General features: G+C 38.3%; 1 protein-coding gene. It reads right to left on the reverse strand.

Annotation, left to right across the window (positions count from 1 at the left end; genetic code table 11):
- Positions 1-786, reverse strand: a 786-nt coding sequence (locus AC3A54_RS25475; RefSeq protein ID WP_487656668.1) for an IS110 family transposase, incomplete at its 3' end; no start/stop codon positions are given.
- Between the last annotated feature and the right edge of the window lie 264 nt (positions 787-1,050).

The following is a 1,050-nucleotide window of genomic DNA, read 5'->3' on the forward strand; positions in this document are numbered from 1 at the left end:
ATCCGCAATATTGGATAGATGCTCTCGGTATTGAAGAACAATTTTAACCAAGATTTCAAGATTAAAAATATGACTATCGTAGAGATTGTTTTGAAAAGGATTACGAAGGGCTGCTTCTCTTAACTTCTGTGCCTTTTCCTTTGCCCAAGATTCCGAACGACTCATACATAATGAAGCTATCTTATCCGTTAACTCTGTTTCACTTACACTTAATACAGCCGCAGAAGTAGGAAATGCAAGTAAAGTAAGCAAAGATACTTTTGAATAGAGGCTACCAAACACCCCTCGATACTCTGGGAAAACCTGATCGATTAAAGAATGTAGCTGTAACTTTGTTTTGGCTGATATTTCTGCGATGCTCTCTTGTTGCCTTGTTAGATTACGAAGGTTTAAGAGTTGAACTCCACGCTTTTTGGAAGGCTCTAGCTCCTCTTTATAAAACAGTTCACAAAGGTGATAAGCATCAATCGCATCTGTTTTTACCTTTCGTAGGCTTGAGCTCTTGGCTCTGTGAGAAATAAGAGGATTGACGATAATATAAACATATTTTTGATCCTCCAAAAACTGAATAACTGGAGTATGATAATGGCCAGTTGATTCTAAAACAACCGAAGGTTGATAACCGCCAGCTGCTTTTTCAACTTCTTGAAGGAACTCTAATAAACTCCCCAATCCATCAAGATTATGTTCAATACTAAAACTCTTACGATATGGCTTACCTTTATCTAAAAATGCTTGAACCTGACTTTCACCTTTTGATACATCCAATCCAATGACTGGATTCATATTTAATTCTCCTCCTCTAAAAATACAAAATAAGTCGGTATCCCCTAAAGCTTCTTGTAATGTCATAGGTTCGCTTGTTAAACGGGATCATCGTCCCAACCAGCCTGAAACATGTTTATACAAGTAGGGGGGTGAACAGTTTAGCTAACGGAATCTAGTCCCACGGGTGCGACGTTCTCCCCCGACTACAGATATGATAAGACCATATAAAAAAAGGTCAACCAGTAAAATCTGGCTAACCTTATATTACGAACGGGTGCTTTT

This window comes from Neobacillus sp. Soil_C_43 (genome assembly GCF_057656715.1).